Genomic DNA, 18,188 nt, shown 5'->3' with positions numbered 1-18,188 from the left:
AATCAGGCGTTGGACAGTACGGTCATAGGCCATTGTCCCACTCCCGCCGCGCTACCGGTAGCCATCGATGACAGCCCCTGCTTCCCCGTCCGCGCCCGTGCGCGGCGTGTACCTGATCACCCCCGACGACGCCGACACCGCCCGCCTGCTGGCGCGGGTCGAGCCCCTGCTGGCGGCCGGCCCGACCTGGCTGCAGTACCGCAACAAGACCGCCAGCAGCGACCTGCGGCACGAACAGGCGCGGGCCCTGCAGGCGCTGTGCGCCGCGCACGCGGTGCCGCTGATCATCAACGACGACCCGGCACTGGCGCTGGCGGTCGGTGCGGCCGGCGTGCACCTGGGCGGCACCGACGGCGACGTCGGCGCGGCGCGCGCCCTGCTCGGCCCGCAGGCCATCATCGGTGCGTCCTGCTACGACCAGCTGGGCAACGCCGAGCGCGCGGTGGCCGCCGGGGCCAGCTACGTGGCCTTCGGCGCATTCTTCCCGACCACCACCAAGGTCACCAGCAGCCGCGCCCACCCGGACCTGCTGCGGCAAAGCGCCGCACTGGGCGTGCCACGGGTGGCGATCGGGGGGCTGAGCCCGGACAATGTGGGCCCGCTCATCGACGCCGGCGCCGACCTGCTGGCCGTGGTCAGCGGCGTGTTCGCCGCCGCCGACCCGGTGGCCACGCTGCGCGCCTACCTCGCCCGTTTCCAGGAACCTTCCGCATGAACCACGACCAGTCCCACGCCCTGTTCACCCGCGCCCAGGCCCTGCTGCCGGGCGGCGTCAACTCGCCGGTGCGCGCGTTCAAGTCGGTGGGCGGCGAGCCGTTCTTCGTCGAACGCGCCGACGGCCCGTACCTGTACGACGTGGATGGCAACCGCTACATCGACTACGTGGGCTCGTGGGGCCCGATGATCGTCGGCCACAACCACGCCACGGTGCGCCAGGCGGTGAAGCAGGCGATCAACAACGGCCTGTCGTTCGGCGCGCCGTGCGCGGCCGAGGTGACCATGGCCGAGACCCTGACCCGGCTGGTGCCGTCGTGCGAGATGGTGCGCATGGTCAACTCCGGGACCGAGGCGACCTTGTCGGCGATCCGGCTGGCGCGCGGTGCCACCGGCCGCAACCGCATCGTCAAGTTCGAAGGCTGCTACCACGGCCACGGCGACTCGTTCCTGGTCAAGGCCGGCAGCGGCATGCTGACCCTGGGCGTGCCGACCTCGCCGGGCGTGCCGGCGGGGCTGAGCGAGCTGACCCTGACCCTGCCCTACAACGACTTCGAGGCCGCCACCGCGCTGTTCGCCGAACAGGGCGCGGACATCGCCGGCCTGATCATCGAACCGGTGGTGGGCAACGCCAACTGCATTCTGCCGCGCGACGGTTACCTGCAGCACCTGCGTGCGCTGTGCACGCAGTACGGCGCGGTGCTGATCTTCGATGAAGTGATGACCGGCTTCCGCGTGGCCCTGGGTGGCGCGCAGGCGCATTACGGGATCACCCCGGACCTGACCACCTTCGGCAAGATCATCGGCGGCGGCATGCCGGTGGGCGCCTACGGTGGCCGCCGCGAGCTGATGTCGCAGATCGCGCCGGCCGGCCCGATCTACCAGGCCGGCACGCTGAGCGGCAACCCGGTGGCGATGGCTGCGGGCCTGGCGATGCTGGAACTGGTGCAGGCACCGGGCTTCCACGACCGACTCTCCGCCGCCAGCGCGCGCCTGTGCGCGGGCCTGGAAGCGGCGGCGGCCGAGGCCGGCGTGGCGGTGACCACCAACCAGGTGGGCGCGATGTTCGGGTTGTTCTTTACTGATCAGAAGGTGGAAACCTACGCGCAGGCAACGGCCTGCGACATCGCGGCGTTCAACCGGTTCTTCCACGCCATGCTGGAGCGTGGCGTGTTCCTGGCGCCGTCGGCGTATGAGGCCGGGTTCCTGTCGAGCGCGCATGACGACGCGATCATCGACGCGACCCTGGACGCGGCGCGCGAGGCGTTCAAGGTGGTCAAGGCGGGTTGATCGCGGGTGCCACGCAGGGCGTGGCACTACCGGTCGCTACGAGGTAGAGCCACGCCCTGCGTGGCTGCACCTCAACCGAAGACGAATTTGCCTTTCATCATCGCGAAATGCCCGGGGAACGAGCAGAAGAAGGTGTAATCGCCCCCCTTGCGCAACGCGGCGGTGGAGAAGGTGACGCTGGTGGTCTGTCCGCCGCCGATCACGGCGGTGTGCGCCAGCACCCGTGCATCCTTCTTCGGCAGGTAGCTGTCGGCCAGGGTCATGCGCATGCCCGCCATTGCCACCGGCTGGTAATCGGCGGTGCGGGTCAGGACCCAGTTGTGCCCCATCGCGGTGGCGGCCAGCTTGCCGGTGTGGCGCAGGGTCAGCTTCACCTGCGTGCAGTCGCCGGCGACCTTGATCTCCTTCTGGCTGAAGCTCATCTGGTCGGTACTGTCCAGGTTCACCGCGCACATGCGCGCCTGCGCGGCAGGGGCCAGGGCGAGGCCAGCGAGCAACACGGGAACAAGCAGTTTCACGGCGATCTCCATCATCAGGCACTGCAATTCTAGGCAGGCACGCGGTGACCGAGGTGCGACGCGATGTCGCAGCAACGGCGTCCAATGCGGTAACGTCAGCCGCTACTGCACCGACAACGGACACCATGCGCGTCGCCCTGGAGTGCCTGCTGCTGGATTTCGACGGCGTGCTGGTCAACTACGCACGGCACCTGCGCGTGCGTCACCTGGCCGAAGCGTGCCGGCGTACGCCCGCGGAGGTGCAGGCCGCGTTGTTCGACAGCGGACTGGAGCGGCGCCATGACGAGGGCATGGACAGCGGCGCTTACCTGCAGGAGCTGAGCGCCGCGCTCGGTACGCAGATCAGCGTCGCGCAGTGGCAGGCCGCACGCATCGCCGCGTCACCGCCCCAACACGGCGTGATCGAGCGCGTGCAACGCATCGCCGGCGCGTTGCCGATCGCAATCCTCACCAACAACGGCGCGCTGATGGCGAAGACGATTCCGCAGATCCTGCCGGGCCTTGCCGCAGCGCTGGACGGCCGCATCCTGTGCAGCGGCGAACTGGGCGGGCGAAAGCCCCACCCGACCGTGTTCCTTCACGCGGTGGAGCGGCTCAACGCACGCCCCACCCACACCCTGTTCGTCGACGACCTGTTCGTCAACGTGCGCGGTGCCCGCCAGGCCGGCCTGCATGCCGACACCGCCCACGACAGCCGCAGCTTCGGCAAGCTCATGCACCGGTTCGGCCTGGATGCCTGACCCCTGCTGCGTGGCGCCTCAGCGCGACGCGATGTACGACTGCACCGCAGCCCGCAGGCGCTTCAGGCCTTCGGCGACTTCTTCATCGGTGATGTTCAACGCCGGCACGAAGCGCAGCACATCCGGCCCGGCCTGCAGCGTCAGCAGCCCCTGATCGGCCGCATGATCCAGGATCGCGCCGGCCTGGCCGGCGAAGTCCTTGTCCAGCACCGCGCCCAGCATCAGGCCGCGACCGCGCACCTGGCCGAACACCTTGAACTCGTCGTTGATCTTCCCCAGTCCATCGCGCAGCGCCTGCGACTGGCGGCTCACGTTGCGCGCGATCTCCGGCGAGGACAGCTTGCGCAGCGCCACCCGGGCCACCGCAGCGGCCAGCGGGTTGCCACCGAAGGTGGTGCCGTGCGCGCCGAACTGCATCGCCTCGGCCACCTTCGGCCCGGCCAGCATCGCGCCGATCGGGAAACCACCGCCCAGCGCCTTGGCCAGGGTCACGATGTCGGGTTTGACCTCGTCCTGCCAGTGCGCGAACAGGGTGCCGGTGCGGCCCATGCCTACCTGGATCTCGTCCAGTACCATCAGCGCGTTGTGCTGGTCGCACAGCTCGCGGATGCGCTTCATGAAGCCCGGCTTGGCCGGCATCACCCCGCCCTCGCCCTGGATCGGCTCCAGCATCACCGCGGCGACGTCGCCGACGGCCATCGCCGTTTCCAGCTGCACCTCGTCGTTGAAGTCGACGTAGCGGAAGCCACCGGGCAGCGGCTCGTAGCCTTCCTGGTACTTCGGCTGTGCGGTGGCGGTCACTGCCGCCAGGGTGCGGCCGTGGAAGCTCCCGCGGAAGGTCACGATCACCCGCTGGTGGGCTGGGCGTCCCTGGGAAGCGGCCCACTTGCGCACCAGCTTGATCGCCACTTCATTGGCTTCGGCGCCGGAATTGCACAGGAACACCCGCTCGGCGAAGCGCGAGGCGGTGACCAGCTCTTCAGCCAGGCGTAGCGGCGGTTCACTGTAGAACACGTTGCTGGTGTGCCACAGCTTGCCGGCCTGCTCGATCAGCGCGGCCTTCAGGTCCGGGTCGTTGTGGCCCAGCCCGCACACGGCAATGCCGGCGGCCAGGTCGATGAACTCACGGCCCTGGGTGTCCCAGACGCGGGCGCCCTGGCCGCGCTCAAGCACCACCTGGCGCGGCTTGTAGACCGGCAGGTAGTAATGCGACAGGGACAGGAGCGGATCGGGGGCAGCGGCGGTCATGGCGGTCAGGGGTCCGGGAAAGCCTCCATTCTCCCCCTCCACCGGCTGGGGCACAATGCGGCCCATGCACCCCTTCCGCGCCCCCCAGCTCAACCCCGCGACCGAGACCGGCTGGCGCCGGACCTGGTTCGACATCATTTACCGGCACGATACCCGGCCCTCGCGCAACTTCGACCTGCTGCTGGTCTACGCGATCATCGCCAGCGTGCTGGTGGTGATGTTCGACAGCGTGCAGCGCTTCCATATCGAACATGCCAGCTGGCTGTACGTGGTGGAGTGGGGCTTCACCATCCTGTTCACCGCCGAGTACCTGCTGCGCCTGGTGGTGGTGAAACGGCCACTCCGCTATGCCTTCAGCATCTGGGGCATCATCGACCTGGCCTCGATCCTGCCCACCTATCTGTCGCTTTTCATTCCCGGTGCGCAGAGCCTGCTGGTGGTGCGCGCACTGCGCATCCTGCGCGTGTTCCGCATCCTCAAGCTGACCCGCTACATCGAAGAAAGCGGCGTGCTGATGGAGTCGCTGTGGCGCAGCCGGCGCAAGATCCTGCTGTTCCTGTTCACGGTGGTCACCATCACGATCATTGCCGGCACCTTGATGTACGTGATCGAAGGGCCGAACCATGGCTTCACCAGCATTCCCAGTGCGATGTACTGGGCGGTGGTGACGATGGCGACGGTGGGGTTCGGCGACATCGTGCCGCAGACGGTGCTGGGGCGGTTCGTGACCTCGGTATTGATCCTGATCGGTTACAGCATCATCGCGGTGCCGACCGGCATCTATACCGCCGAACTGGCCAATACGATGCGGGACGCCGAACGCGCCGCCAAGCGCGATGCACGCGGATGCCCCTCGTGCGGGTTGGAAGGGCATGAAACGGAGGCGAAGTATTGCCGGCGGTGTGGGCATGCGTTGCCGGAGACGTTCAATACATGATCGGGTATACGTGGGACACGCATGGCGTGTCTCTACGCGTGCGGCCGCGGAATTGGTGTCGGACCCGATGGGCGTAGCGACACGCCATGCGTGTCCCGCGCGGTGCCAGCCATCCCATCAATCCAGAAACAGATCCGGCAACAACGGCCGAGACGGATCCACTGCGTATCCGCTCAGGTCGGTAATACCCGCCTCCGCCAACACCTCGTCATCCAACAGGAAATTCCCGCTGAACCCCGCCGCCTCGCGCGTCAACACCGCATGCGCGGCATCGGCCAGGATCTCCGGCGTGCGGCAGCCGCCCACGTCCACGCCCGGAATCATGTTGATTGCGTCAGTGGCGATCACCGTACGCGGCCACAACGCATTCACCGCCACGCCCTGCGGGCCGAACTCGGCGGCCAGGCCCAGGGTGACGAAGCTCATGCCCATCTTGGCCAGGGTGTAACCGGTATGCGGCCCCCACCACTTCGGGTCCAGGCTGGGCGGCGGCGCCAGGGTCAGGATGTGCGGGTTCGGCGCCTGCAGCAGGTGCGGCAGGCAGGCCTGCGCGCACAGGAAGCTGCCGCGTGAATTGACCTGCTGCATCAGGTCGAAGCGCTTCATCGGTGTGTCCAGCGTGCCGCGCAGCCAGATCGCGCTGGCGTTGTTGACCAGGATGTCGATGCCGCCAAAGGTGTCCACGGTGGCCGCCACCGCGGCACGCACCTGGTCTTCCTCGCGGATGTCGCACTTCAGCGCCAGGCCCTGGCCGCCGGCAGCGGTCACCGCCTCGGCCGCACTGTGGATGGTGCCCGGCAGCTTCGGGTTCGGCACCGCCGACTTCGCCGCGATGGCCACGTTGGCGCCGTCACGGGCCGCGCGAAGCGCAATGGCCAGGCCGATGCCGCGCGAGGCACCGGTAATGAACAGGGTTTTCCCTTGCAGACTGGCCATGTCGATCACTCCCGCGAATTCATGATTCGCCCAGTATGCCGCGCCTACGCGCAATTAACCGCCCCTTGACGATAGTGACACCCTGGTTACCGCTGCGAGGTCCCTGCCATGCGCCGTTCCCGCTGTCTGTTCCCCGTCCTGGGTCTGCTCGTTCTTGCCACTGCGTGCCAACGCAACCCCTCTGATGCGCCCGAGGCGCCAACACCGGCTGCCACCGCCGACGCGACCGCCCCATCGGCAGCCGCCAATGCCAACCTCCGCTGGAGCAATGCGGTGGTCTGGAGTGGTGATCTCAACAGCTGCCGCCAAGGCGAGGCCGCGGCCACCCGCGAATGCCTGATCACCGCGATGCGCAGTGCCGGCGCGAATGCAGACGCCATCGCTGCCGCCGAGCAACTGTCCAGCGGCGGCGAACTCGCCTACGCCAGCGCCTGGCACGACCAGGATGGCATCGGCGTCGCCACCGTCACCTACCCGTTCCGCGCCAACACCAACGAAGGCACGCGCCTGATCGACGCCAGCGGCAAGCGCATCGACGTGGACAACGTGCAGTTGGATGACACGCTGCGTGCGGACCCCGGCATACAGGCGCTGCTGGCCACCGACCCGCAGGCCATGCCCTTCCCACCGGCGCAGGCAGCGGCCAGTACACCGCTGGACGGCGGCGGCGTTCGCCTGCTGTACCGCACGCCCCTGCGCGAATGCCACGCCTGCGCCGATGTCGGCACCGTGCAGATCGGCTACGACTTCGATGCGCAGCGTAATTTCATCGGGCAGCAGGTGGTACCGGCAACGCCGTAGGTAATCGTCAGGGCTTTGGCCCCTGCCCTTCGTTGTCTTCCCAGTGCAGGATTTTGCGGGTGACCACGCGGTAGACCGGCTTGCCGGTGCGGAACCACAGGTCGCGCACCCACGAGTGGCGCTTGAGCACGCGCTTTTCCACCGGGGTCAGCGACTCGCGGCAGTACATGCGCTTGTGCTTGAGCAGGTGCCGCAGGTCCTCGCGGGCCAGCAGGCGCATCCAGCGCGAGCGCGGGTTGCCGATCACCGCGAGCTGGAAGTCGATCAGCGCCGGGCTGCCGTCTTCGCGCACCAGCCAGTTGGCTTCCTTGGCCAGGTCGTTGTGGGCGATGCCGTGGCGGTGCACCTTCTGCAGCAGGCGGCGCGCGGCGCGGAAGTAGGCGATGTCGGCACGCGGCGGGCGCTGGTACATGGCGTCGCCGGCCATGAAGCTGCGGTCCAGCCAGCGCCCGTTCCAGGCCAGCAGCGCCGGGGTGTCGGGCATGCCGTCCAGGTGCGCCAGCGCGCGCGCTTCGCGCCGGGCCAGCCACCAGGCCGGCAGGCGCAGCCACCACGGCGTGGCGCCCAGGTCGCGGCGGACGAAACGCCGGCCGTCCTGTTCCATCAACAGGATGCGGCCAAAGCTGTCGGCCTTGAGGGCATGTGACGCGGGCGGGAGCGGACGGTTCATGCCGGCCATTCTAGGCGGCGGACCACATTCTTTGCCGCCCCGTGACGAACGCGGGGCGGCCCTGTCGGGCAGTCAGTCACGTTGCCGCCTCTATAATCGACCGATGGACTCGTCATGGATCGATGCCACGCTTGCGTGGATATCAGCTCACCCGGTGCTCGCCGGCGCGGTCATCTTCCTCATCGCCTTCTGCGATGCGGTGATCGTGCTGGGCGCCATCGTGCCCGCCCTGCCGCTGCTGTTCGCGGTGGGCGTCTTCATTGGTCTGGGCCAGATCTCCGGACCGTACGCGGTGGCGTGCGCGGCGCTGGGCGCCTTCGCCGGTGATGGCATCAGCTATTGGATAGGCCGGCGATGGGGCGACCGGCTGCGCGGGGTGTGGCCGTTCAGCCGTTACCCGCAGCTGCTCGACCGTGGCGAAACGATGTTCCGCCGCAATGCCTTCAAGAGCATCCTGGTGGCCCGCTACGTGGGCGCGATCCGCCCGTTCGTGCCGGCCATCGCCGGAATGATGAACATGCCGGCGATGCGCTACGTGCAGGCCAGCGGCATCGCCAGCATTTCCTGGGCGGTGCTGTTCCTGGCGCCGGGCTGGGTGCTGGGCGAAGCCTACGACGCGGTCGCGGCGGTGGCCGGGCGGCTGGTGCTGGTGCTGGCGCTGGTCGGCGTGGTGATGGGCGTGGTCTGGGCGATCGTGCTGTACGGCTACCGCTGGTCGGCCGCGCGCATGGACAGCTGGCTGGCCAGCCTGCTGCAGTGGTCGCAGCGCCATCCCACGCTGGGCCGCTATTCGGTCTCCGTGTTCGACCCACAACGGCGCGAGTCGGTGCCGCTGGCGATGCTGGCGCTGATGCTGCTGTTGCTGGGCTGGGGCTGGTTCGCGCTGTTGATGGCGGTGGTCGCGCATGGCGAACCGCTGAGCCTGGACCTCGCCGTGCACCAGGCGATGCTGGCGCTGCGCAACCCGCTGGCCGATTACCCGATGGCCGCGCTGGCCTCGCTCGGCGCCTGGCAGGTGCTGCTGCCGCCGACCGTGCTGACCATGGGCTACCTGATCTGGCGCCGCCGCTGGATGGCCGCCGCGCATTGGCTGGCCGCACTGGCCTTCGGCCTGGCCCTGACCCGGCTGCTGGGCGCCACGGTGGACGTGGTACGACCGCCGGACGCGAGCAGCGGCTTCGGCTTCCCGTCGGTGTCGGTGACCATGGCCACCATCACCTTCGGCTTCTTCGCGGTGCTGATCGCACGCGAGCTGCCCGGCCGCACGCGGGTGTGGCCGTACCTGCTGTCGGGCATCATCGTCAGCCTGATCGGGTTCGCGCGGCTGTACCTGGGCGCGCACTGGCTGAGCGACGTGATCGGCGGCATGTTGTTCGGCACGTTCTGGCTGCTGGTGCTGGGCATTGCCTACCGTCGCCGCTTCAACCGCTCGTTCTGGGTCAAGCCGGTGTCGTGGCTGTTCTATGGCACTTTCGCGGTGGCCGCGCTGTGGTACGCGCCGCGCAACGTCGACCTGAAGCTGCAGCGCTTCGAACCGGCCCAGCCGGCGCCCGCCAGGCTGGTGGCACAGGCATGGTGGGGCGGCCAATGGCGCAGCCTGCCGTCGCGCCGCAATGAGTTCGACGACGACCAGCGCTGGCCGCTGGACGTGCAGGTGGCCGGGCCGCTGGAACCGCTGCGCGAGCGGCTGGAAAGCCAGGGCTGGCGCGTGCAGCCGCAGGCCGGCTGGGAGCAGGCGCTGCTGATGCTGGACAAGTCCGCCACCCAGGACGAAGTGCCGGTGCTGCCGGCCACGCTGGACACCCAGGTGGAATCGCTGCTGATGCTGCGCCCGGGCAACGCGCCCAACGAGATCTTCGCGTTGCGCCTGTGGCCGGCGCCGGTGCAGCTGCAGCCGGGCGACCAGCCGCTGTGGCTGGGCAGCGCGCAGACCCTTCACTACCAGCAGCACTTCAAGCTGATCGGGATGTGGCGGCCGATGCGCGGCATCGACCCGTCGCTGACGGCGGTGCGTGAAGCGCTGGAAGGGCTGCCGCAGGACGTAGGCAACCATCCGGATACGGGCATGCCGGTGCTGCGGGTCAGGACGTATTGAAGGAATCACGGCGGAGTGCTGTGTCTGAAGCGACCGCCGTGATTTACACCTACCAGTTTTCGTCGATCACGGTGGCGTTGGGCGGCATCCAGCGCAGCAGCGCGTCCAGGCGCTGGTGCGGGTCGTCCATCTGCAGCAGTTGCAGGCGCTGGGCTTCTTCCAGCGGCATCAGTTCGGCCAGCCGCCAGCCGACCCAGGCCGACTGATCCAGCAGGGCCGGATGGCTCGGCTCGAACGCGCTGCCGGCCTGTTCGATGATGTGGGCCAGCACGGTGGAAAGCAGCGCGTGTTCCGGGCGCAGTTCGTCGTCCGGATCAGGCGCGCTCCATTCGACCTCGGCCACGATCAGGCCGTTGTCGCGGATCCGCGGCGGGCGCGCGTGGAAACGCCGGTGGCCGCGCAGGCGCAGCACCAGGACGCCGTCGGCGCCCATGTCGAAGTCTTCGATGCGTGCTTCCACGCCATGCGCGGCCGGGGTGGCCGGGGCGCCGACCTCCTCGCCTTCGAGGATCAGGCAGATCCCGAACGGGGTGTCGTTGCGGCTGCATTCGCGCAGCATGTCCAGGTAGCGGCGCTCGAATACGCGCAGGCCCAGCGCTGCACCCGGCAGCAGCGCCGAATGCAGCGGGAACAACGGCAAGGTCGTGGTGTCGGTCATGCAGCGCTCACCGCGCCTGCAACTGGGTCAGGAACCGGCGCGGCGCGCCGTCGAAGCCCCCGTTGGACATGAACACCACGTGGTCGCCGGGCTGCACGATGTCACCCAGCTGGGCCAGCAACGCATCGGTGTCGGGCACGGCATGCGCCTGGCCGCGCACGGCGGCGATCACGCTGGCGGCGTCCCAGGCCAGTTCCGGACGGTGCAGGAACACCACCGCGTCGGCCAGCGCCAGCGACGGTGCCAGTGCCTCGGCATGCGCGCCGAGCCGCATCGAATTGCTGCGCGGCTCCATCGCGACCACGATGCGGCGAGCGCCCACCTTGGCGCGCAACCCTTCCAGCGTGGTGTGGATGGCGGTGGGGTGATGGGCGAAATCGTCATAGACGGTAATGCCGTCCGCGTCGCCGATCACTTCCATGCGCCGCTTGACGCTGCGGAAGTTCGCCAGCGCGGGAATCACCGTGGCCGGCGCAACGCCGACCGCATGCGCGGCCGCCAGTGCCGCCAGGCCATTGAGCACGTTGTGGCGGCCGAGCAGCGACCAGCGCACTTCGCCCAGCGCCACGCCACGGTGGTGCACGATGAAGGCGCTGCCATCGGCGTTGACCAGCTCGGCATGCCATTCCAGGCCGGGGTCGAAGCCGAAGCGTTCCACCGGGGTCCAGCAGCCCATCGCCAGCACTTCAGCCAGGTAGGCGTCCTCGCCGTTGACGATCAACCGCCCGCGCGCGGGCACGGTGCGCACCAAGTGGTGGAACTGGCGCTGGATCGCGGCCACGTCCGGGAAGATGTCGGCGTGGTCGTACTCGAGGTTGTTGAGGATGGCCACGAGCGGGCGGTAGTGCACGAACTTGCTGCGCTTGTCGAAAAACGCGGTGTCGTACTCGTCCGCTTCGACCACGAACTCGCGGCCCTGCCCGACCCGCGCGGAGACGCCGAAGTCTTCGGCCACGCCGCCGATCAGGAAGCCCGGCTCGCGGCCGGCCGCCTGCAGCAGCCAGGTCAGGATGGTGGTGGTGGTGGTCTTGCCGTGGGTGCCGGCCACGGCCAGGGTGTCGCGGCCCGGCAGCACCTGCTCGGACAGCCACTGCGCGCCGGAAATGTAGCGCTGCCCGGCGTCGAGGACGGCTTCGACCGCGGGATTGCCGCGCGACAGCGCATTGCCGACCACGACCTCGTCGCAGTCGCTGGAGACGCTGTCGCTGCGATAGCCCGGGTCGAGGGCGATGCCCAGCTGTTCGAGCTGGGTGGACATCGGCGGATAGATCGCCTGGTCGCTGCCACGGACCGTATGGCCCAGTTCCCGCGCCAGCGCGGCCACGCCGCCCATGAAGGTGCCGGCAATACCAAGAATGTGGATCGTGCTCATCGGACGATTGTCGCCCAAAGCCAACCATGAAGGGGAGGCGCAACGCATGCCGTAGCGTGCTGTAGGGGAATCCCTGATAGCGACGTATTGTGAATACGGACACAATTCATCGCGCCAGCCGCAGTACTCCCGATGGTCCTACTCCCCAAGAGGCCGTCCCAAGGGGGGCTCATATTGTGAGGCTCTGAGCAGGCCTGATCGCTGGCGTTCTACACCGCACGCCCGGTTCCGATAGGACCGGGCGTGCGCGTGTAGGTTGTTCAGCCCTTGATGGCTGCGTGGATGCGGCTTTCCACTTCGTCCAGCTCGCCCACGCCATCCACGCGCGCCAGGGTGCCGCGACCTGCATAGAAGTCCACCACCGGCGCGGTCTGGTCGGTATAGACCTGCAGGCGCTGGCGCACCGAGTCCGGATTGTCATCGGCACGGCCCTGCTCGGCCGCACGGCCGGCAATGCGCTGCACCAGCAGATCGCTGGCCACGTCCAGCTGCACCACCGCATCCAGCGGCTGGCCGATCTTGGCCAGCAGGCCATCCAGCGCGTTGGCCTGGGCCACATTGCGCGGGTAACCGTCGAGGATGAAGCCCTTGGCCACGTCCGGCTGGCCCAGGCGCGATTCGAGCATGCCCAGCAGGATGTCGTCGGACACCAGGTTGCCGGCATCCATCACCGCCTTGGCCTGCTTGCCCAGCTCGGTGCCGGCGGCCACTTCGGCGCGCAGCAGGTCGCCGGTGGAAATGTGGGCGATGCCCAGGTGTTCCTTCAGGCGCGTCGCCTGTGTCCCCTTGCCCGAACCGGGCGGTCCCAACAGAACCAATCGCATCAACCTGACTCCAACTTGGTAAAAAAACGGAAGGGCGCGCGCCCCGGGATTGTCCACAATCACGCTGCACCGCAATATACGCACTTTACCTCATACCGGTAATGTCCCTGCAATGTCCTTCCCCCCGACCAAGGTCCGACCATGTCCAAAGGTACCCTGCTGTACGCCCAGTCAGGCGGCGTCACCGCCGTCATCAATGCCACCGCTTCGGCCGTGATCAGTACCGCCAGGGCCAAGGGAATCAAGGTCTTGGCTGCCCGCAACGGCATCCTGGGGGCGCTGCGCGAGGAGCTGATCGACACCTCGAAGGAGTCCGCGGCGGCCATTGCGGCACTGGCCCACACCCCGGGCGGGGCGTTCGGCTCGTGCCGCTACAAGCTCAAGTCGCTGGAGGCCGACCGCGCCCGCTACGAGCGCCTGCTGGCGGTGCTGCGGGCCCATGACGTGCGCTGGTTCCTCTACAACGGCGGCAACGATTCGGCCGACACCGCCTGGAAGGTGTCGCAGCTGGCCAAGGCGTTCGATTACGACCTGACCTGCATCGGCGTGCCCAAGACCATCGACAACGACCTGGCGGTGACCGACACCTGCCCCGGCTTCGGCTCGGCGGCCAAGTACACGGCGGTGTCGGTGCGCGAGGCGGCACTGGACGTGGCGGCGATGGCCGAAACCTCGACCAAGGTGTTCGTGTACGAGGCCATGGGCCGGCACGCCGGCTGGCTGGCTGCGGCGGCCGGTCTGGCCGGCAACGGGCCCGATGAGGCGCCGCACATCATCCTGCTGCCCGAGCGCGCCTACGACGAGGCTGCGTTCCTGGCCAAGGTCAAGCAGGTGGTCGAGCGCGTGGGCCACTGCGTGGTGGTGGCGTCGGAAGGCATCCAGACCGCCGATGGCCGCTTCGTGGCCGACGCCGGTGGCGGCAAGGATTCGTTCGGGCACACCCAGCTGGGCGGCGTGGCCTCGCAGCTGGCCGCACGGGTCAAGGACGCGCTGGGCTACAAGGTGCACTGGACCCTCCCCGACTACCTGCAGCGCTCGGCGCGGCACATTGCCTCGAAGACCGACTGGGAGCAGGCGCAGGCGGTGGGCAAGGCCGCGGTGCAGTACGCGCTGAAGGGCCAGAATGCGGTGATGCCGGTGATCGTGCGCAGCAGCGACGCGCCCTACCGCTGGAAGATCGAGCCGGCACCGCTGCACAAGGTGGCCAACCACGAGAAGAAGATGCCGGCCGGCTTCATCCGCCGCGACGGCTTCGGGATCACCGACAAGGCCAGGGCCTACCTGTCGCCGCTGATCAAAGGTGAAGCCCCGTTGCCGTACGGCGCCGATGGTTTGCCGAAGTACGTAACGCTGAAGAACGTGGCAGTCAAAAAGAAATTGCCACCCTTCGAGGCGTGAAGAATCCTGCTGACGTGTCCGGATCTACGGCCGTTCGGGAGAATTCGTAGGTCCGGCCGTTGGCCGGACACCGCGCAGAGCGCGGCTCAAGCGTCCGGAGCCGTGTCTGTCATCGGTTGCGGCCATGCTTCCGCGTGTACACCCAACCGAAGCCGCCGTTTGCGACACCCTCCACCGCCCCCTACAATCCCCCAACGCCGGCAGGACACGTCGGCGTTCGCAACCGCGACCCACCCTCCGCGCCCTGCGGACGATGACAAGGACAGTACCCGACATGAAGTGCACACCCCTGTTTGCCGTGCTGCTGCTCGCTGCGGCCGCCCCGGCGTTTGCCGACTCCTGCGAAAGCTCCTTCCTCAAGAAGGGCAACCCGCTGAAAGGCACCAACTTCACCGCCTCGGTCAGCCACCCCGGCCTGACCGTGCCGAACGCCATTGGCCAGATGCGCGTGATCGCCAAGAACGCCAACATGGACGTGATCAGCGAAGACGCCGAGAACGGCGCAATGCTGATCGAAGAACCGCAGACCGGCATGCACAAGAACCTGCCGCTGATCGTCAGTGCGACCAGCGAGGGCGGCACCGGCACCGTGGGCCTGTTGTTGAAGGTCAACCCCGGCGCCTTCGCCAGCGCCGACGGCATCAAGAAAGCCATGTGCGACCTGCTGACCCAGGTCAAGCCGGGCAAGGCCGGCGAGCAGCTGGCTGCGGCTACCCCGAAGGCGTCGGTGGTGAACACCACCGCCCGTGAATTCGGTTCGCGCCTGCGCTCGCAGCACAAGGACAACCCCGGCGCGATGGAAGCACGTTACCAGGGCAAGGAATACGCGATCACCGGTCGCGTGATCACCGTGTTCAAGGACGGCAACGGCTACAACACCGGGTTCGATGTCGGCGGCAATCCCAGCGGCGGCATCGATTTCGACAGCGTCGCCATCTCCTGCCGCTTCGCGCCGAGCCAGACCGCATATGCCATGGCGCTGCGCCCGAAGGAAAACGTCACGCTCAAGGGTGTGATCGATCACTACGATCAGAACAACCGCGTGATGTGGTTGCGGGATTGCAAGGGCAACTGAGCCTGCGGTTCGCGCGATCGTGATACCAGAACCCGGACGGCCCCGCCGCCCGGGTTTTTTCATGCCGGTTACCGGCAGGCGTTTCCTTCCATCGTCATCTGCGCGGCGAACATCGGGATCTGCGCGATCTTGCCGGCCGCAGCCTGCTTCTTTGCTTCTTCCAGGTAGATCCGCGACTGGCCTTGGCCGTCAAGTTCGGTCTTCTGGTCTACCGGCAGACGCCAGACGCGCACCACCGCCTGCTGCGCCGGGCAGGCCGCGCTCGGTACGCGGATCACGTCATTGAGCTTCCAGCCCTTGGCTTCGCTGGGCTGTGCCTTGGCGTAGTCGACGAAGCGGGCGCGGGCCTGGCACTGCTCGCTGGTGCGGACCACGGCGAATTTGTACGGATTCGCCGCGTCGCCAGTGAAGGCGCCCTCCAGGCGGGCGCAGGCTTCGGGGATCTGGCGCAGGGTGTGGACGGCGTTCACCGCTTGCGCGGCGCCGGTGGGACGTTGGAGCTCGGGGGTTTCTGCGGCGGTGGCGGCGACGGTGGGCAGCAGGGCTAGCAGGAGGAGGTGGCGTGGGGACATGGGGCGGCGCCTGTGGGGAATGCCAGTCAAGATGGCGCGCAGCGGATGAATGTTGCGCCAAGGGCCGGGCCGGGCAGAGCCCGGCTCTACCGGTGACGTTTGGGGCGTGGCGCGTCGGTTGGCGCGTCGGCGTGGTCGCTTTGGGCGTTTTCCCTGCATAATCGGGGGGCACCAGGATTGCTGAACAAAGCCACACGCTTGATGACCGGGGACGGTCTGAACGGGTTGGTCCATCGTTGCAGCCCGTTGTGCCCCGCGTGGTGAGGTTCGTCCGTCGACTGGATGCCATCCATCACCCGGGAGGGGACATGCTGGAACGTTATGGGCTTTCACTTGCGCTGTTCTGCGCCATCCTTGCGATTCTCTACGGCATCGTGTCGGCACGCTGGATCCTCCGGCAACCGGCCGGCAATGCCCGCATGCAGGAAATCGCCGCCGCCATCCAGGAAGGCGCGCGCGCCTACCTCAACCGCCAATACCTGACCATCGGCATCGCCGGCATCGTGTTGTTCGTGCTGGTCGGGATCTTCCTCAGCTGGTACACCGCGATCGGTTTCGCGATCGGTGCGGTGCTGTCCGGCGCGGCCGGCTACATCGGCATGAACGTGTCCGTACGCGCCAACGTGCGCACCGCCGAAGCCGCGCGCAATGGACTGAGCGCGGCCATGGACGTGGCGTTCCGTGGCGGCGCGATCACCGGCATGCTGGTGGTCGGGCTGGGCCTGCTGGGCGTGGCCGGTTACTACGCACTGCTGCTGCGGCTGGGGCTGGACACCGGCGCGGCGCTGCATGCGCTGGTCGGGTTGGCGTTCGGTTCGTCGCTGATCTCGATCTTCGCGCGGCTCGGCGGCGGCATCTTCACCAAGGGCGCCGACGTCGGCGCGGACCTGGTCGGCAAGGTCGAAGCCGGCATTCCCGAAGACGACCCGCGCAACCCGGCGGTGATCGCCGACAACGTGGGCGACAACGTCGGCGACTGCGCCGGCATGGCCGCCGACCTGTTCGAGACCTATGCGGTCACGGTGATCGCCACCATGCTGCTGGGCAGCCTGATGATCGCCGAGGCCGGTCGCAACGCGATCCTGTATCCGCTGGTACTGGGCGGGGTGTCGATCATCGCTTCGATCATCGGCGCGCTGTTCGTCAAGGTGAAACCCGGCGGCTCGATCATGGGCGCGCTGTACAAGGGCGTGATCGTGTCCGGCGTGCTGGCGGCGATCGCGTTCTACCCGATCACCCGGCAGCTGATGCCCGACAACGCGCACGGGGCGATGAACCTGTATATCTGCGCGCTGATCGGCCTGATCCTCACCGGGTTGATCGTGTGGATCACCGAGTACTACACCGGCACCCAGTACAAGCCGGTGCAGCACGTGGCGCAGGCGTCGACCACCGGGCATGGCACCAACATCATCGCCGGGCTGGGCGTGTCGATGAAGTCTACCGCGCTGCCGGTGATCGCGGTGTGCCTGGCGATCTGGCTGGCGCACCTGCATGGTGGGCTGTACGGGATCGCGATCGCCGCCACTTCGATGCTGTCGATGGCGGGCATGATCGTGGCGCTGGATGCGTACGGGCCGATCACCGACAACGCCGGTGGCATCGCCGAAATGGCCGAGCTGCCGCCGGAGATCCGCGACATCACCGACCCGCTGGATGCGGTGGGCAACACCACCAAGGCGGTGACCAAGGGGTATGCGATCGGGTCGGCGGCGCTGGCCGCACTGGTGCTGTTTGCCGATTACACCCACAACCTGCAGGCCGCGCATCCGGGTGAAGTGTTTGCGTTCGACCTGTCCGACCACACGGTGATCATCGGGTTGCTGATCGGTGGGTTGATTCCCTACCTGTTCGGCGCGATGGCGATGGAAGCAGTCGGCCGCGCGGCCGGCGCGGTGGTGGAGGAAGTGCGCCGCCAGTTCCGCGAGATCGCAGGGATCATGGAAGGTACCGGCAAGCCGCAGTACGACCGCGCGGTGGACATGCTGACCCGCTCGGCGATCCGCGAAATGATCGTGCCCTCGCTGCTGCCGGTGGCGGTGCCGGTGGTGGTCGGCCTGCTGCTGGGGCCGCGTGCGCTGGGCGGGTTGCTGATCGGCACCATCGTGACCGGCCTGTTCGTGGCGATTTCGATGACCACCGGCGGCGGGGCCTGGGACAACGCGAAGAAGTACATCGAAGACGGGCACTTCGGCGGCAAGGGCAGTGAAGCGCACAAAGCCGCGGTGACCGGCGACACGGTGGGCGATCCGTACAAGGACACGGCGGGGCCGGCGATCAACCCGTTGATCAAGATCATCAACATCGTGGCGTTGTTGCTGGTGCCGTTGTTGTAATGGA

General features: G+C 67.9%; 17 protein-coding genes. 9 read left to right on the top strand and 8 right to left on the bottom strand.

The genetic code is table 11. The features are described 5' to 3' along the window. Positions 1-67: 67 nt before the first annotated feature. Together thiE and hemL are read left to right on the top strand one after the other, a co-directional pair. Complete coding sequence (gene thiE, locus C2U58_RS06840; protein ID WP_102945152.1) at positions 68-715, top strand: thiamine phosphate synthase; 648 nt, start codon at positions 68-70, stop codon at positions 713-715. After that, positions 712-2,004: a glutamate-1-semialdehyde 2,1-aminomutase gene (hemL, locus tag C2U58_RS06835; protein WP_102945151.1), complete on the top strand. Its 1,293-nt coding sequence runs from the start codon at positions 712-714 to the stop codon at positions 2,002-2,004. The genes thiE and hemL overlap by 4 nt, the downstream gene beginning before the upstream one ends. 71 nt (positions 2,005-2,075) lie before the next feature. On the opposite strand, the gene azu is transcribed toward hemL, so the two are convergent. After that, entirely contained in the window at positions 2,076-2,534 is a 459-nt protein-coding gene (gene azu, locus C2U58_RS06830; protein WP_102945451.1) for an azurin, read from the bottom strand. 113 nt (positions 2,535-2,647) lie between these two features. Here azu and C2U58_RS06825 point away from each other — a divergent pair, with 113 nt between their 5' ends. Further along, positions 2,648-3,262 (top strand): HAD-IA family hydrolase, encoded by a 615-nt coding sequence (locus C2U58_RS06825; protein ID WP_102945150.1) that lies wholly within the window; start codon positions 2,648-2,650, stop codon positions 3,260-3,262. Positions 3,263-3,280: 18 nt separating this feature from the next. On the opposite strand, the gene C2U58_RS06820 is transcribed toward C2U58_RS06825, so the two are convergent. Further along, entirely contained in the window at positions 3,281-4,510 is a 1,230-nt protein-coding gene (locus C2U58_RS06820) for an acetylornithine transaminase (protein ID WP_102945149.1), read from the bottom strand. A 64-nt stretch (positions 4,511-4,574) separates the two neighbouring features. Between C2U58_RS06820 and C2U58_RS06815 the strand changes: the two genes are divergently transcribed. Further along, entirely contained in the window at positions 4,575-5,447 is an 873-nt protein-coding gene (locus tag C2U58_RS06815) for an ion transporter (protein ID WP_102945148.1), read from the top strand. Between the two features lie 117 nt (positions 5,448-5,564). Here C2U58_RS06815 and C2U58_RS06810 read toward each other — a convergent pair whose 3' ends face one another. After that, complete coding sequence (locus C2U58_RS06810) at positions 5,565-6,383, bottom strand: NAD(P)-dependent oxidoreductase (RefSeq protein ID WP_102945450.1); 819 nt, start codon at positions 6,381-6,383, stop codon at positions 5,565-5,567. 108 nt (positions 6,384-6,491) lie between these two features. Between C2U58_RS06810 and C2U58_RS06805 the strand changes: the two genes are divergently transcribed. Beyond that, positions 6,492-7,184: a hypothetical protein gene (locus C2U58_RS06805; protein ID WP_102945147.1), complete on the top strand. Its 693-nt coding sequence runs from the start codon at positions 6,492-6,494 to the stop codon at positions 7,182-7,184. A 7-nt stretch (positions 7,185-7,191) separates the two neighbouring features. Here the strand turns inward: C2U58_RS06805 and C2U58_RS06800 are convergent, their stop codons facing one another. Continuing rightward, on the bottom strand, positions 7,192-7,854 hold the full coding sequence (locus C2U58_RS06800) for a phosphotransferase (RefSeq protein ID WP_102945449.1): 663 nt from the start codon (positions 7,852-7,854) through the stop codon (positions 7,192-7,194). Between the two features lie 103 nt (positions 7,855-7,957). Between C2U58_RS06800 and C2U58_RS06795 the strand changes: the two genes are divergently transcribed. Next, positions 7,958-9,949, top strand: a complete 1,992-nt coding sequence (locus C2U58_RS06795) for a bifunctional DedA family/phosphatase PAP2 family protein (RefSeq protein WP_102945146.1) — start codon at positions 7,958-7,960, stop codon at positions 9,947-9,949. Between the two features lie 49 nt (positions 9,950-9,998). Here the strand turns inward: C2U58_RS06795 and C2U58_RS06790 are convergent, their stop codons facing one another. The 3 genes from C2U58_RS06790 to C2U58_RS06780 all read right to left on the bottom strand — a co-directional run bounded on the left by C2U58_RS06790 (position 9,999) and on the right by C2U58_RS06780 (position 12,803). After that, positions 9,999-10,607 (bottom strand): LON peptidase substrate-binding domain-containing protein, encoded by a 609-nt coding sequence (locus C2U58_RS06790; RefSeq protein WP_102945145.1) that lies wholly within the window; start codon positions 10,605-10,607, stop codon positions 9,999-10,001. Positions 10,608-10,614: 7 nt separating this feature from the next. Next, positions 10,615-11,979 carry a UDP-N-acetylmuramate:L-alanyl-gamma-D-glutamyl-meso-diaminopimelate ligase gene (gene mpl, locus C2U58_RS06785; protein ID WP_102945144.1) on the bottom strand — a complete coding sequence of 455 codons (1,365 nt, stop codon included), beginning with the start codon at positions 11,977-11,979 and terminating at the stop codon, positions 10,615-10,617. A gap of 260 nt (positions 11,980-12,239) precedes the next feature. Next, positions 12,240-12,803, bottom strand: coding sequence for an adenylate kinase (locus tag C2U58_RS06780; protein ID WP_102945143.1), 564 nt, complete (start codon positions 12,801-12,803; stop codon positions 12,240-12,242). A 141-nt stretch (positions 12,804-12,944) separates the two neighbouring features. Between C2U58_RS06780 and C2U58_RS06775 the strand changes: the two genes are divergently transcribed. After that, on the top strand, positions 12,945-14,201 hold the full coding sequence (locus C2U58_RS06775; RefSeq protein WP_102945142.1) for a 6-phosphofructokinase: 1,257 nt from the start codon (positions 12,945-12,947) through the stop codon (positions 14,199-14,201). Between the two features lie 274 nt (positions 14,202-14,475). Continuing rightward, positions 14,476-15,276: a hypothetical protein gene (locus C2U58_RS06770; protein WP_102945141.1), complete on the top strand. Its 801-nt coding sequence runs from the start codon at positions 14,476-14,478 to the stop codon at positions 15,274-15,276. Between the two features lie 68 nt (positions 15,277-15,344). On the opposite strand, the gene C2U58_RS06765 is transcribed toward C2U58_RS06770, so the two are convergent. Further along, the gene (locus tag C2U58_RS06765) at positions 15,345-15,848 is read right to left on the bottom strand and encodes a hypothetical protein (RefSeq protein WP_102945140.1); all 504 of its coding nucleotides are present in this window, start codon (positions 15,846-15,848) and stop codon (positions 15,345-15,347) included. Positions 15,849-16,156: 308 nt separating this feature from the next. On the opposite strand from C2U58_RS06765, the gene C2U58_RS06760 reads away from it, so the two are divergent. Continuing rightward, a complete protein-coding gene (locus C2U58_RS06760; RefSeq protein ID WP_102945139.1) occupies positions 16,157-18,184 on the top strand; it encodes a sodium-translocating pyrophosphatase in 2,028 nt (675 codons plus the stop codon). The last annotated feature ends 4 nt before the right edge of the window (positions 18,185-18,188 follow it).

The sequence above is a fragment of the Stenotrophomonas sp. VV52 genome (assembly GCF_002893095.1).
Taxonomy (GTDB): domain Bacteria; phylum Pseudomonadota; class Gammaproteobacteria; order Xanthomonadales; family Xanthomonadaceae; genus Stenotrophomonas; species Stenotrophomonas aracearum.
The sequence above is the reverse complement of the archived record's forward strand: the minus strand, read 5'-3'. Positions and strand labels throughout refer to the sequence as shown.